Below are 13,808 nucleotides of genomic sequence, written 5' to 3' on the forward strand. Positions count from 1 at the left end.
CATAATCTGATCGGTTTTCGTAAAAGGTGTTTATGAAATTGGCTCACTTAATACTTGCCCATCAAAGTCCGGAGCAATTGTCCCGTTTAGTATCCCGAATTAGCCATCCGGATGCTGATATCTTTGTACATATTGATGCCAAGGTATCTATTGAACCATTTGAGCAGGCATTAAATGCCGATAACGTTATTTTTATTACGGATAGGGTAAGGGTTTACTGGGGCGCATTCAGTATCGTGCATGCCACCATTAATGGCTTAAAACAGATATTAGATAGCGATGTAGAATACAGTTACATTAATCTGTTAAGCGGCCACGATTACCCTCTGCAATCCGCTGATGCTTTAGTCGATTTTTTGAAAGCCAACCTCGGCAAGGCGTTCATGAATTTCCGTATGGCCAAACCCAACTGGCTTGAGGCGCTGCCCCGGGTGCAAAAGTACCATCTGGATAACTATAGGTTCCCGCTGCGCTACAGGCTGCAATACGTGATCAATAAAATATTACCCGAACGCGAATTACCCGATAGCATGGTGCTGGTAGGCCGGTCGCAATGGTTTACCATGTGCGATGAATGCGTACGTTATATTTTGGAATATTGGGATAGCCACTCCGCTTTTCGCCGGTTTATTAAACTAACCTGGGCGCCCGATGAATTTGTTTTTCAAACCATCCTCTATAACTCGCCCATGAACGAGCGTATGATAAGTAACGATCTGCGGTTTATTGATTGGTCGAGAGGTGGGATAAACCCCCGGTTGTTTACTATTGATGACGCGGACATGCTCAAAAAATCAGGAATGTTTTTTGCCCGCAAGTTTGATATGGCACATGACAGCGCCATCCTGAATTATATTGACGATGAACTACTGCACGTGCATTCTTAGTCGTTAGCCAGGTTTATTTTAGCCGTAAACAGGTTTACTTTATTCTGCTGATCGTAATAGTAATTAAATTCATCCGCGCATTTGGTTATTATCAGTAAGCCAAAATGCTCGGTCAGGTTATCAATTTCAGGCAGCTCATCATCGTGGCAGTCCTCAATAATAAAACTCACATCATACACGCTGCGGTAGTTGGCAAACAAGCGGCACATAATATCGTAGCTTAATAATTTTTTGCCATCGTTTATATCGCTGCTGCCAAAAGTGACCGGCAGCTCGCTATCATACTTTTGAATGCTGAGGCTATGCTTATCAATATCAATAACCAAATTAACCGTGCTGGTGCGCGAGTGCTTAAAGCCATTGGTAAGCAATTCGGTAATTATTGATTTTACCTTGAAAAACAGATCGTAATTTTCGGTTAACGATGCACCCGTGCATTCCTCAACATAAGCCAGCACCTCCTTTAACGATGCAGTTAGTACCGACTTATCGTTCAAAAAAACAAACTCTTTATGTGTGGTTCGTATGCGCATGTGTTAACCGGCCACGGCCTCGTTAAGGGTTTTGTATATCTTAAATACTTTATCAAGCCTTATCAGCGTAAACAGGTTGTGAATGTCTGGCCGCAGGCCTACCAGCAGTATATCTGTTTTTATGGCGATGGCATGCTTAAGCGACGATACAAGCGCGCCTAAAAACGAGCTGTCCATATAACCAATACTGCTCATATCAAGCACCGCCTTTTTGTGGTACTGATCAAGCAGGGTGGTAAGCTCGGCCTTGAATTTTTCTGAGTTATTCAGGTTAGCTTCGTTTATGGTTGTTTTTAAGGATACATATCCTTCGGTATCAGTTTCAATGCTGATCATCATGATGTTTTTGTAATGTTTATAATGCTCTGATCATCAACTACAATGTCAGGATTCATATCAAATAACCGCTCTTTAATATCACCAAACTTTGTTCCATTCGCAAGCAACGGGGCCAGTTTTTGTTTAAAGCCCTGGTAATCGGTTTTTATATTACCGTTATCTGCCGCGTCTATCATCCCATCAGTGAAAATAAAAAGCTGGTCGTTTTTGTTTAAGGTGATTTTTTCTTCGTTGTAAAAAGTATCTGCAAACATGCCTAACAGCAAGCCATCGGCCTTAACCTCAGTTAACTTATCATCCTCGGCAGTGTAATGCAGCAAAGGCAGATCGCCCGCGCCCGAGTAGATGATGATGCCCTCCTGTGTATCTATCATCAGCAATGAAAGACTTGATAATATATCCTGCAAAATATCATCAAGGCAAATAATATTGTTCACCTTGTTGAGTATGCTGGCCGGCGAAAAATCATTACTCAGCGCCGCGAAACGCACCGCCGAACGTATGTAGCTTAAATAACCAAAGGTAAAATACCAGGCCATCCATTTTTTGCCCATAATATCGCCCAGTACAATATAGGTAAAGCGCTCGTTCACTTGTATCAGGTCAATAAAATCTCCACCCGGAATATCATGGTAGGAGTGATGACAAAAATCAACCTTATAGCCGTTTATCTGCGGTGTTTTTTGCGGTATCGATTTTATGTTTAACGCCTTTGCCGCGTTTTGCACCTCAATGGTAGATAGCTCGCGCTGCTTATTTACCGTAAGCAAAATATTATTAAGCTTGGAGATGATAACGTTTATCGGCGTATCCTTAATAATAAAGTCGATAGCTTGCAGGTCGAGGCCCTGTTCAATAGTTTCCTTATCGCTTAGTGAGGTCAAAAAAACAAAGGGAATATCTTTCCATTCATCCAGCTTCATTAGGCTCTGCCTGAATTCGATGCCGTTCATGCCCGGCATATCATAGTCGGACAGGATAATGTCGGGTACACCAACCTTTAGCTTATCCAAAGCCAGCGCGGCAGAACTTGCGGTATGGCATTCCCATCCTGTTTTTTTGAAGGCCTGAACCATTATATTCAAAAAAAGCAGGTTATCGTCAACCAGTAATATCTTATTTTCTTTAGCCGGAATCATTGCTTCGGGTTGACGGGGGATTTAAACAGCGATTTAATGAACAAATATATGCCCGAAAGCACAATTAACGATGATATGAGATCCATTATGGTGATACCATCGTTAGGGTTAAAGTAAAATATGGTGTATATCTCAAAGTCGGGCGGGGCAGGCATCACTATCATGGCCAGGCCAAGGGTTATCAGTACAATGCTGATCACCATCAATACTATGTTAGCCCCCTTTTCGGCACGGATGTATTTTTTTGATTCTTCGCTATCAAACTGGTGCGATGATAGCAGTATACTGAACTCATCCAGCAGGTCATCGCGCGAGGTATTATCGGTGTCAATTTTTCTTAATGCATCAATACCGTCACTGCCCTGTGCCGAGTCTTCAATAGCGTTGTTAAGCTTTTGTTGCAGGGTGCGCGCCTTGTCGCTGTCAATATTGGTTTCAGCAAGCAGGGCTATCAATTCATCCAGTTTTTGGTTGATGGCCTGCTCGTCGCCCGTGTTGCCGGGGCCTTCATTTATATTATTAATTTTGTCGCTCAATTTAAATTGATAATTTCAACAACACATTACTCGTAAAACCGTACAAAGGTTAAGATTGAATGAAGCGCGTATCTATAATAACGGTCAATTATAATCAAAGTTTGGTTACCGAAGACCTCCTTTCCTCCATTAATTCAACAAATACCTACCCGGCTATTGAGGTAATAGTTGTTGATAATGGCAGCGCGGTTAACAGTGTACCCAACTGGACGATAAAATATCCCGAAGTACAGTTTATACGTTCTGACGAAAATTTAGGTTTTGCAGGAGGTAATAATATTGGTATTGCCGCCGCCACCGGCGATTATCTTTTTTTGGTAAATAACGATACCGAATTTACCCCCCGCCTGGTTGAAACCCTGGTTAAAACGCTGGATGATAATGCTAAGGTAGGCATGGTATCGCCCAAGATACGCTACTTTGATCAGCCTGATACTTTGCAGTACATGGGCTTTACCGCCATGAATTATTATACCGCCCGCAATAACTCCATTGGCCAGTTTGAGGTTGATAAGGGGCAGTATGATAACCTTACCGGCCCAACCGGCTATGCCCACGGTGCCGCCATGATGCTGCGCCGGGAGTGTATTGATAAAGCCGGATTAATGGCCGATCACTTTTTTTTATACTACGAAGAACTCGACTGGTGCGACCGTATAAAACATGCCGGTTATGAAATATGGTTGAATACCGCCGCGCTTATTTATCATAAGGAGTCGGTATCGGTGGGGCGGGTAAGTGCGCTTAAGGAGTATTTCATGAATCGTAACCGTATACTTTTTATTCGCCGTAACGCGCCTTTGGGGGCACGATTGGTGTTTTATGTTTTCTTTTTATTGGTGGTAACACCCCGTAACATCATTCGGTATATAAAAACCGGCCATGCCGATTTTATAAAATGGCTGTTCAAGGCTATTTGGTGGAACGTTACCCAAAGTAAAAACAGTACCTATTTAGGATATCCTTTAAAATAATATATGATAATTGCTTTTTGGCTGAGCCTGTTTATAGTTTTTTACGCCTTTGTGGGCTACGGCATTGTACTTTTCGGATTGATCAAGATCAAAAGGGCAATCAAGGGTAAACCGGTGCTGCCCGATGCGGTTAACCTGCCTACCTGTACTTTGGTGGTTGCTGCTTACAACGAGGAGCGCTTTATTGCCGAGAAGATACAGAACAGCCTTGAGCTGAATTATCCTGAAGGTAAGCTTGAGTTTATTTTTGTTACCGATGGATCAACTGATGATACGGCCGCCATTGTTTCAACCTTTCCGCAGGTTAAGTTGATGCACAAGGATGGCCGCAGCGGTAAAATAGCCGCCGTACACCGTGCCATGACCGAGGTACATACCGACGTTGTTGTATTTACCGATGCCAACACCTTCTTAAATAAGGATGCCATTTTAAATATTTGTCGCCATTATGCCGATAAAAAGGTGGGTGCCGTAGCCGGCGAAAAGCGTGTACATATCGACGAAACAGCCGATGCCACAGCAGGAGAGGGCTTCTATTGGAAATACGAATCGAAACTTAAAACCTGGGATTCTGAACTGTATTCGGTAGTAGGCGCGGCGGGCGAATTGTTCAGCATACGCCGTGAGTTGTATGTGCCTGTACAGCCCGATACCATTCTGGATGATTTTATGATATCGCTGTTGGTTACTATTGATGGTTACCGTGTTATATACGAGCCTGATGCTTACGCTACCGAAACAGCATCGCAAAACGTAGGCGAGGAGCTAAAACGCAAGATAAGGATAGCGGCAGGTGGTATACAATCTATATTGAGGTTGAAGCCGCTGTTAAACCCGTTCCGTAATTTTGTATTGAGCTTTCAATATGTAAGTCACCGTGTGCTGCGGTGGACCGTGGTGCCATTTTTAATGATACTGGCGCTGTTGCTTAACATAGCTATTGTGGCTAATGGCATATACGGAATTTACCTGCTGATGCTGATAGCGCAGGTAGGTTTCTACGGCATGTCGCTATTAGGATGGATACTGGAAGCGCGAGAGATAAAGGTTAAGATATTTTTCATCCCATATTATTTTTGCATGATGAACTACGCCGTAGTACGCGGCATATTCAGGTACTCAGCAGGCAAGCAAAGCGCCGTATGGGAGAAAGCAAAAAGACAGTGATCGGAGATTAGTGGTTGGTGATTAGTGATTAGTAAAAAAATAGATCAACGGAGAAATATTCACTACTCACTATTCACCATTTACCAACTAACTAATCTCTAACCTCCAATCACTAATCACTCAAAAAAACATGTCTTTAAAAGATAACATAAAGAATAACCCCAAGCTCAAAAAGCTGGTACATTGGATGCTGATACCAACCGGCGAAGCGCGGCCACGGCTTTGGGTAAAGTGGTTTGTAAATCCGTTCATCCATAAAAAGGGGAAGGGCTCAAAAGTGCGTCGCCGTACCCGTATGGATGTGTTGCCCTTTAATCAGTTTCAGTTAGGAGCTAACGCAACCATTGAGGATTTTTGTACCATCAATAATGGTGTCGGTGATGTATTTATAGGCGATAACTCGCTGATCGGGATGGGCAATGTAATAATTGGTCCGGTGAGTATAGGTAACAACGTTATCTTCGCCCAAAACATAGTAGCCAGCGGATTAAACCATGAGTATCGTGATGTTAATCAGCCTATCCACGCCCAAAAAATACTGGTAGCCCCCATAGTTGTGGAGGACGATTGCTGGATAGCCGCCAATTCCGTGATCACATCGGGTGTAACCATCGGCAAACACAGCGTAATAGCCGCCGGTGCCGTAGTAACGAAGAATATTCCGCCCTATTCAGTAGCTGTAGGTAACCCGGCTAAGGTAATTAAGCGATTTGATTTTGAGGTGAATGATTGGGTAAGGGTGTAGGTGTTTTTACTGTCGTTTCGATGCGTTAGCGAGAAGTTTCTCGTCATAAAACCCCTCCTAAATCCTCCCCGAGGGGGAGGAATTCAATATAATTATGTTCTTCAAAAAAAGCGTGTCGGCCTGCCGGAAAACCGGGCCAGGGAGTATGGCCTGTGCGGATGAAGGTTTTTTCCGGCTTGATGTTTGGTTACTTTGCATCTAAGGTAAAGTAACTGGCCTCTGCGGCCAAGAGCAGACTAACTTTCATTAAAGCACAATCTGCGGAATAAACTTTAATCCTTTCATAATAGCACAGTATCTTCATTACCTGTCCTCAATTTCTTTTGAGCGATCAAAAGAAACAAAAATCGCCGGCTTTTTAATTTTCTATTTAAGGTAGTGCATCAACCTGCTATCCGAAAATTAAGAGGCCGGAGGATTAGGTTATTACGGCTTGTGTTTTTGTGGTGCTAAGATAAATTCCCTCCTTGGGGGGGGCAGGGAGGGGTTCGCAAACTATTCCTGCAACTTATTAAGTAAAGTTATTTATAAGAAGTTGATTAAAAGATATTTGCACGCGTTCAAACAAAGCAGACAGATTTCTCGTCGTACCTCCTCGAAATGACATAAAAGTAAGAGATGTGAGGCTTACACCTGCTCCTTTTGCAACAGCGCCGGTATAGTTTTTAGTATCACACGGGCATCGTTCCAAATACTGTGGTGCTCGGCGTAGTAATTGTCGAGCATCAGGCGTTCTTCTTCGCTCATTTCGCCTTTGCCTCGCTTTTCAACCTGCCATAGGCCGGTAATACCTGCCGGGGCGGCAAAGCGCAGGGCATACTTATCTGTGGTGAGTTTTTCAGCCTCGTATAATGGCAGCGGGCGGTTGCCCACAATGCTCATGTCGCCTTTAATAACGTTCCATAGCTGAGGCAATTCATCAATACTGGTATTGCGTATAAAATTACCAACCTTGGTTATACGCGGATCATTCTTGATCTTGAAGAATGCAGAATCACCGGCTTCACGTTTTGAGCTGATGTATTGCTTTTCGCACCAGGTTACCTTGTCGGCATGTACCGGGAACTGGCATTTGCCATAAACAGTACATTCGGCGCACAAAAAGTTAGTATTATCGCTTGCTGATTTTTCCTGTTTGTTTTGCGAATCAATGGTATACTGATTCAGGTGCTTTAAGTCCTTAACACGCTGATCGGCATTAACATACATCGACCTGAATTTATAGAACTTGAACACATTATAACCTGTACCCACACGTAGCGAATAGTAAAATGCTGGTCCGCGTGATTCAAGCTTAATGGCCAGGTAAATGATCAGGAATAACGGCGAAAGCGCCAGCAGCACGCCACCGGCGAAGATTATATCAAAAATACGTTTGCCGATAGGCGTTTTCTTAGGAGTTGGAACTTCCTTAGCTAAATTGGTTTTTAGCTTGCTCCATTGCGCAAGGGTAAAGTTTATGCGCGATTCAATATTTTGGTTAACAAGGGGCTGCCAGAACACATCAACCACACCCGACTCAAGCGCCAGCTTGCGCAGGTTGCCACTCAGGTGATTAACCACTAAAAAGAAAGGTGGTATATCTCTTTTAGCCTTCTTGATGGCCTCAATTAGTTGCACACCACCGGGTGCCAATATCTCACTTTGCGATACTACGGCAGCAATTTTTTCACCCTTTTCAAACGCGCTGATCAATTCATCGCCATCATTATAACAAACAACATCCTTAACGGGCAGGTTCAGCTCCTTAAAAACATCTACAATGTTATTTGTACAATTAACAAGCGCAATAATATTCTGGCTATCCGGTGTGTTAATTTCTGACATATAATGATCTATACCTTGTTCTATTCTATCTTTTACAATGGCCTTTCAACGCGCCTCAACACTACTCTGATACGAGCTGCAAGCTCGGCCGGATTGAAAGGTTTTACAACAAAATCATCAGCGCCGCTGTCGAGGCACTTAATGCGTTTTTCTGAGCTTTCTTCGCCCGATAGGATGATGATGGGTATCGACATAAAAAAATCACTCGCCTTTACCTGTTCAATAAGTGCGAGGCCGGTGATCTCCGGAGTGTTATAATCAGATAATATCAGGTTCGGTATATTGCCGTTTTGTAAAAAAGCAAGCGCATCCATCCCGTTATCACATATCTCCACCTCGTATGTGCTGCTTAAAAACTCGTTCAGAATGATCTGCATATACGGGTCATCCTCAACAACAAGTATTTTTACTTTATCAGTATCAGTAAATGCCATAGATTATTTAGTGTGCATTTTTTGTATAAAAATATCCAACGTTTGTGTATCTGCCAATTAAAATTTCATTTATTTTAATGTGATATATTTATTAACAGGCTTAATCAGCTATAAATATCGCAAAAAGGGACAGATTTGGGTAGTGAAGAAGTGAGTAAAATTATATGCATGTAAACGTATTTTTCAATCAATATGTTTCATATATGAACGCTTCCCACCACCTCTCGTGTAGTAATGATATGCCAAATAATCCTACTAATTAATGTAATTAGTTTGCGCTTTGGTTATAATCTTGTTGGTAATGGTGAAATAAATGCAGTTAACTTGCAGGTTTCTGAAGCTGCGGGCATCCCTGAACAGCCAGTCGATCAGATCGTCGGATGTGTTGTTAACCTGCAACAGCGTGTGTAGTTTACGCTGGTAAAGTGGAGTTGAAGATTTTTTTGTCATCAGTAGTAAATCAATAGTTTAAATGTTATGGCCTTGTATACGAAAACTGTAACGGGTTTGTTACCCTGTTTTGATTTTAAACAAACGTTGTAATAAGCAGACCAGAAAATTTAAAGATTGATTTCAGACGGTAGATCCCGAGTAAGCAGGAGAGAAGCGTAAAGTGTAATTTTTAGTTAAGCCCCTTAACAGTAATGTTAAAGGGCTTTTCTGTAAATATGGAGTTTAGATTCTGTTGTTCATTACAGTTAATACCTGGTTGTATTTCTCTAACAGATCAATGTATTTATCCTTCCATTCAGATGAATCATTGTTAGATGAAGCGATATTTGAATGCCTTACGTTATCGCTGCTAAATGTATCGGCAGTAAATAGGTGAGGAAATTCATTTGAAAAATCGTGATTGATGGTTAAACCGATACGGTGAATTATATTTTTCTTTAAAAAAGATGATTCAAACCAATTGTATATAGTTCGTCTGTTCACATTTAATTCAACGGCCAGGTCGGTTAAGTTTATGCCTTTATTGCGCACAGCATATTCAATTAGCTGTCCGTGATGAGTAGTTCTATCCACGTAATGAGTGATATTAAATTTTATTTGCAGGTAGATGTATCTCAGATACACATATAATGTACACAAAGGAACGTTTTTAATATTAATAAAAAAATTATCGTTTTAAATAATTGTCCACATTTAGCCCAATCAGAGGGTTTAAAAGTTTTGTAAACAATTGATGATTATAAATGTGCAGCTAACATTTGAAGCTAAATAATCGTTTTAAGAATTTTATAATAAGGTTTATTAATCATTTAAAGAATATTAACAATGTTGGTAACTTATTGTAACTATTTTATTTATGTGTGAAAAAGGCGATAGCATGCTACACAAATAACTGCTCACAATCCGCTTAGTAAATTGGGTGATATTTTAATGGAAATGAAAGAATACAGGTATATAAGGACGTATTGAAAAATCATTTAAAAAAAATCAGATGTAACATTATTTCATCAAAAACAGTATATAGGTTGGTATGCCATCGTAATAAATATTTAACTAATTTGTGCGCATAATTATAGCTTACAAATATTATTCAAGGGTTAAATATTAATTCGGCTTAACGTATATTATTGGTTGATGAACGTATCGCACTTTTTTTTTAATGCCGAGCAACTAGGACGATTGTTTCCTTATTACATCCTGATAAGTAATCACGAATTAAAAGTGGATGCCTGCGGTACTGCGCTCAATAATATCATTACCCTGCATCCGGGCGATAGTTTCATTAATTCTTTTAAGATAGCTGATAAAGAGGAGCGTTTAAGCACCAATTACATGAGTGCCCTTATCGGTCGTGCTGTAACCCTTGTGCCCGAGAGCGATCAGGGTATATACATACACGGGCAGCTGGAATACCTTAAATCGACAGATCAGTATCTTTTTGCGGGTAATGCCGTAACCGGCAGCAGTATTGATGGCAATGGCATCAACCTGTCTGATTCGGCTATGCGTGGCCGCCTCGATTTTTATTTTGATGTATTGAATGAGATACCGGCCGAAGTAGTGGTTTTTGATACCGCGCACCGGTACATGTTCATTAACCCCGCCGCCATACGCGATACCGCCCTGCGCGAACGTATGATAGGCCTGCGCGACGAGGATTTTTGCTGGCTTACCAACCGCCCCGAAAGTCTGGCCGTTGAACGCCGCAAGCACTTTAACGAGGTAATGGATTCGCGCAAGATAAAGCGCTGGGAAGAAAAGGTGGTTAACAAACAAGGCGAGGTTTTATATAAGCTGAGGCACATGTACCCCGTGCTTGACCATAATGAGCAAGTGAAATTTGTGGTAGGCTACAGCTTTGATATTACCGACCGCAAGCGCGCCGAAGATTTGCTACAGGTGAGCGAAAAGAAATACCGCGAGCAGTATGATCTTAGTCCGGCGTTGATATATACGCATAACATACAAGGCAATATTTTGAGTGTTAACCCGGCTATTACCAATACTTTGGGTTACACCGAGCGTGAGGTAACGGCAAAAAATATAGCATCGTTATTACCGGTTTTTGATCAGGGTAAACTGCAACGTTTATACCTGGATAAGTTAAAAACCGATGGTAAAGCCCGTGGTATATTCAGGGCCGTGCATCGTAACGGTAAGGATATAGTATACCTGTTTTACCAAAGCTATTTGGCCGGTGCCGATGGCGATGATCCGTACATTATCGGTTTCTCACACGATATTACCGACCGTATAAATATTGAAAAGGAACTCCGCGAAGCAAAAATCACAACCGAACATGCCGCCAAGGCCAAGGAAGTATTTTTAGCTAACGTGAGCCACGAGATACGTACACCCATGAATGGTATTTTGGGTGTGAATAAGTTATTATCGCGAACACAGTTAAACGATCAGCAGCAGGGCTACAACAAACTCATTGCCGAGTCGGCTGATAGTTTGCTGACCATTGTGAACGATCTGCTCGATCTGGAAAAGATCACATCAAACAACCTGGAGCTCGAAAGCCGTCCGTTCAACATCAGCAATAAGCTGTCGCGTACCTTGCAGCTGTTTCAGTTAAAGGCGAAGCAAAAGGGCATTGAGCTGGTTTTGAAAAATCGCTTTCCGGATGAATTTGTGGTAATAGGTGATGAATCTCGCTTTGCGCAGATACTGTCAAACCTGCTTAGCAATGCCCTTAAATTTACCAAAACAGGCAGCATAACAGTATCAACAGCGTTATTGTACAATGCTAATGATAAGGTGCTGTTAGAGTTTGGCGTGGCCGATACCGGCATTGGTATTAGTGAGGATAGGTTACCATTTATTTTCGATCCGTTTATGCGTTCGGCAAGCAGCCTTACCCGCCAGCAGGGCGGTACCGGTATGGGCTTGGCCATTGTAAAAAGCCTGGTTGAAATGCAGGGCGGCCATATTAAAGTTAACAGTAAACTTAACGCAGGTACCGAATTTGTTTTCAGCATCACCCTTAAAAAAGGAATGGCCTACGCCCAACGTTTTGCGGGTAATGATAACCAGATAGATCCGGAAAAACTGTTAGGCAAAAAGATACTGGTTGCTGAGGATGTGGAGTTAAACCTGTTTTTGGTTAAAACGCTGCTCGAATCATGGAATTGTATTGTTGATGTTGCCGAGGATGGCGCCGTGGCACTGCAAAAGGCATCAACCAATTATTACGACCTGATATTGATGGACATACAAATGCCCGAAATGGACGGAATTACCTCAACACGGCAAATACGGCAATTGAGCGATCCGTTGCATAATAGTGTGCCCATCATTGCGCTTACTGCCAATGCCTTAAAAGGCGATAGCAAATACTACAAGGATGCAGGCATGAACGATTGTGTGACCAAGCCTTACTCAGAGGAGCATTTGTACGAAAGGATCACAGAGGTTTTAGCTAAGGACAAAGGCCGGAGCCGTAACCATATCGAACCTCAAAAACAACAGATACCAGTTGAACAAGTTGAAGTTCCGGCTGAAGTTGTTATTGAAAAAGAAGTTATTACAGAACAAGAAGTTGCCATTGAACCGGCAGCGAATACAGATACCCCAATAGAAAATACCCCCCAATTAATGGATACTAATGTTAAGTTATACGATCTGTCGATTATTGACAGCATCAGCAAAGGCAATCAATCTTTCAATAATAAAATGATCAAGATGTTCTGCGACATAACCGCGCAGGATGTAAATAAAATGCAGGATGCCGCTTCAACCAATGATTGGCAGGCTGTTTCGGCATTGGCGCACAAACTAAAATCAACCGTGGGTAATATGGGGGTTGATGTATTGAAAGATCCTATCCGCGAACTTGAAAAGCAAACCGCCGCCGATCCTAACGCTACAATAGGCGAAGTGGTAACTAAACTTGAGCAGGTGAGGGTACAGCTAAAAGCCGATTACCCGGATGCTTTTTAATGCCGATAAAGTTATTTGATATTCAGTAAACGTTTCAGGCGTTTCCAGGTACCTTTCCATAGGCCGCCGTCAATTTGTATGCGGCGGTCTGTTGTCCACACCACGGCATTGGTGCTTGATACTCGGTGCATTTTACCGAAGCCCTTGCCTGTAAGTTTCAGGGCCAGGAAACCATCCTCGTTAGTGCCTGCCGGGTGGTTAAAGCCATCAACCTGCAAGCCCTGCTCTTTACGAAAGCCTGAGTTAAAGCCATAAACGTTAACAGCCTCGCTCTTGAATTTGGTATTGTAAAAGCGACTTAACTCAGCAAACCATTCGTAAAAATAATAGGTAACACGGCCGGTACTGCCAATGGGGATAAATGAGAATATGCCGTAGGTAATGGCCACCTTATCGCTGTTTACCAGCGGTTTTATCATTTCCTGTATCCAGTCTTTAGGGTAAATGGTATCGGCATCGGCATTCAATATATACTTGCCGCGTGCCTGCGCCAAACCGCAATTACGGGCGGGGGTTATGCCTTGCGTGGTTTCGAGTACGTAGTTTACACCACAATCCTTTATTAACTGCTCGGTAGCATCCTTAGAGTTGTTGTTCACCACCACAATTTCTACCGGCCATTGTGTTACGTTGTTGCATAACGATGCAAGGGTTTGCACAATGTTTTCCTCCTCGTTGTAAGCAGGCATCACTACCGATATCAGCGGTTCAGCATCTTTTGAAAGCTGTTTGTAGGCGGCGCGTATATGCTCAAAGTTGGCAGCCGAATGATCCTTAATAAGATATTGCTTGATGTACGAGGGGATAAAAACAGATTTCATTAACAAAT

14 protein-coding genes are annotated in these 13,808 nt (G+C 42.3%); 5 read left to right on the plus strand and 9 right to left on the minus strand.

The features are described from left to right. The first annotated feature begins 32 nt into the window (after window positions 1–32). Window positions 33–887, plus strand: coding sequence for a beta-1,6-N-acetylglucosaminyltransferase (locus tag IM792_RS18010; protein WP_194103297.1), 855 nt, complete (start codon window positions 33–35; stop codon window positions 885–887). Here IM792_RS18010 and IM792_RS18015 read toward each other — a convergent pair. The 4 genes from IM792_RS18015 to IM792_RS18030 are packed head-to-tail and all read right to left on the minus strand — an operon-like array spanning window position 884 to window position 3,434. Beyond that, window positions 884–1,420, minus strand: coding sequence for a hypothetical protein (locus tag IM792_RS18015; RefSeq protein ID WP_194103298.1), 537 nt, complete (start codon window positions 1,418–1,420; stop codon window positions 884–886). The genes IM792_RS18010 and IM792_RS18015 overlap by 4 nt on opposite strands. Before the next feature lie 3 nt (window positions 1,421–1,423). Continuing rightward, window positions 1,424–1,759 carry an STAS domain-containing protein gene (locus IM792_RS18020; protein WP_194103299.1) on the minus strand — a complete coding sequence of 112 codons (336 nt, stop codon included), beginning with the start codon at window positions 1,757–1,759 and terminating at the stop codon, window positions 1,424–1,426. Further along, window positions 1,756–2,898, minus strand: coding sequence for a fused response regulator/phosphatase (locus IM792_RS18025; RefSeq protein WP_194103300.1), 1,143 nt, complete (start codon window positions 2,896–2,898; stop codon window positions 1,756–1,758). Before IM792_RS18025 ends, IM792_RS18020 begins: the two co-directional genes overlap by 4 nt. Beyond that, window positions 2,895–3,434 (minus strand): hypothetical protein, encoded by a 540-nt coding sequence (locus IM792_RS18030; protein ID WP_194103301.1) that lies wholly within the window; start codon window positions 3,432–3,434, stop codon window positions 2,895–2,897. Before IM792_RS18030 ends, IM792_RS18025 begins: the two co-directional genes overlap by 4 nt. 59 nt (window positions 3,435–3,493) lie before the next feature. Here IM792_RS18030 and IM792_RS18035 point away from each other — a divergent pair, with 59 nt between their 5' ends. From IM792_RS18035 to IM792_RS18045, 3 genes are all read left to right on the plus strand, one after another. After that, window positions 3,494–4,408: a glycosyltransferase family 2 protein gene (locus IM792_RS18035; RefSeq protein WP_194103302.1), complete on the plus strand. Its 915-nt coding sequence runs from the start codon at window positions 3,494–3,496 to the stop codon at window positions 4,406–4,408. A gap of 3 nt (window positions 4,409–4,411) precedes the next feature. After that, a complete protein-coding gene (locus IM792_RS18040) occupies window positions 4,412–5,575 on the plus strand; it encodes a glycosyltransferase family 2 protein (protein ID WP_194103303.1) in 1,164 nt (387 codons plus the stop codon). 130 nt (window positions 5,576–5,705) lie between these two features. Beyond that, window positions 5,706–6,320, plus strand: coding sequence for an acyltransferase (locus tag IM792_RS18045; RefSeq protein ID WP_194103304.1), 615 nt, complete (start codon window positions 5,706–5,708; stop codon window positions 6,318–6,320). A gap of 627 nt (window positions 6,321–6,947) precedes the next feature. Here IM792_RS18045 and IM792_RS18050 read toward each other — a convergent pair. The 4 genes from IM792_RS18050 to IM792_RS18065 form a co-directional block, all read right to left on the minus strand. Next, entirely contained in the window at window positions 6,948–8,147 is a 1,200-nt protein-coding gene (locus tag IM792_RS18050; RefSeq protein WP_194103305.1) for a sugar transferase, read from the minus strand. Between the two features lie 32 nt (window positions 8,148–8,179). Beyond that, on the minus strand, window positions 8,180–8,581 hold the full coding sequence (locus IM792_RS18055; RefSeq protein ID WP_194103306.1) for a response regulator transcription factor: 402 nt from the start codon (window positions 8,579–8,581) through the stop codon (window positions 8,180–8,182). Window positions 8,582–8,836: 255 nt separating this feature from the next. Then, window positions 8,837–9,031 carry a hypothetical protein gene (locus IM792_RS18060; RefSeq protein WP_194103307.1) on the minus strand — a complete coding sequence of 65 codons (195 nt, stop codon included), beginning with the start codon at window positions 9,029–9,031 and terminating at the stop codon, window positions 8,837–8,839. A gap of 225 nt (window positions 9,032–9,256) precedes the next feature. Beyond that, window positions 9,257–9,607, minus strand: coding sequence for a hypothetical protein (locus IM792_RS18065; RefSeq protein WP_194103308.1), 351 nt, complete (start codon window positions 9,605–9,607; stop codon window positions 9,257–9,259). A 561-nt stretch (window positions 9,608–10,168) separates the two neighbouring features. Here IM792_RS18065 and IM792_RS18070 point away from each other — a divergent pair. After that, window positions 10,169–12,979 carry a PAS domain-containing hybrid sensor histidine kinase/response regulator gene (locus IM792_RS18070; protein ID WP_194103309.1) on the plus strand — a complete coding sequence of 937 codons (2,811 nt, stop codon included), beginning with the start codon at window positions 10,169–10,171 and terminating at the stop codon, window positions 12,977–12,979. An 11-nt stretch (window positions 12,980–12,990) separates the two neighbouring features. On the opposite strand, the gene IM792_RS18075 is transcribed toward IM792_RS18070, so the two are convergent. Next, the gene (locus IM792_RS18075) at window positions 12,991–13,800 is read right to left on the minus strand and encodes a glycosyltransferase family 2 protein (RefSeq protein ID WP_194103310.1); all 810 of its coding nucleotides are present in this window, start codon (window positions 13,798–13,800) and stop codon (window positions 12,991–12,993) included. Window positions 13,801–13,808: the final 8 nt, after the last annotated feature.

Origin of the sequence: Mucilaginibacter sp. JRF (assembly GCF_015223065.1) — a bacterium.
Classification (GTDB): domain Bacteria; phylum Bacteroidota; class Bacteroidia; order Sphingobacteriales; family Sphingobacteriaceae; genus Mucilaginibacter.

Bases quoted from the DNA above. Each gene is read 5' to 3' on its own strand.
- IM792_RS18010 (WP_194103297.1), top strand. From the start codon at position 33: ATGAAATTGGCTCACTTAATACTTGCCCATCAAAGTCCGGAGCAATTG.
- IM792_RS18015 (WP_194103298.1), bottom strand. From the start codon at position 1,420: ATGCGCATACGAACCACACATAAAGAGTTTGTTTTTTTGAACGATAAG.
- IM792_RS18020 (WP_194103299.1), bottom strand. From the start codon at position 1,759: ATGATGATCAGCATTGAAACTGATACCGAAGGATATGTATCCTTAAAA.
- IM792_RS18025 (WP_194103300.1), bottom strand. From the start codon at position 2,898: ATGATTCCGGCTAAAGAAAATAAGATATTACTGGTTGACGATAACCTG.
- IM792_RS18035 (WP_194103302.1), top strand. From the start codon at position 3,494: ATGAAGCGCGTATCTATAATAACGGTCAATTATAATCAAAGTTTGGTT.
- IM792_RS18040 (WP_194103303.1), top strand. From the start codon at position 4,412: ATGATAATTGCTTTTTGGCTGAGCCTGTTTATAGTTTTTTACGCCTTT.
- IM792_RS18045 (WP_194103304.1), top strand. From the start codon at position 5,706: ATGTCTTTAAAAGATAACATAAAGAATAACCCCAAGCTCAAAAAGCTG.
- IM792_RS18050 (WP_194103305.1), bottom strand. From the start codon at position 8,147: ATGTCAGAAATTAACACACCGGATAGCCAGAATATTATTGCGCTTGTT.
- IM792_RS18055 (WP_194103306.1), bottom strand. From the start codon at position 8,581: ATGGCATTTACTGATACTGATAAAGTAAAAATACTTGTTGTTGAGGAT.
- IM792_RS18060 (WP_194103307.1), bottom strand. From the start codon at position 9,031: ATGACAAAAAAATCTTCAACTCCACTTTACCAGCGTAAACTACACACG.
- IM792_RS18070 (WP_194103309.1), top strand. From the start codon at position 10,169: ATGAACGTATCGCACTTTTTTTTTAATGCCGAGCAACTAGGACGATTG.
- IM792_RS18075 (WP_194103310.1), bottom strand. From the start codon at position 13,800: ATGAAATCTGTTTTTATCCCCTCGTACATCAAGCAATATCTTATTAAG.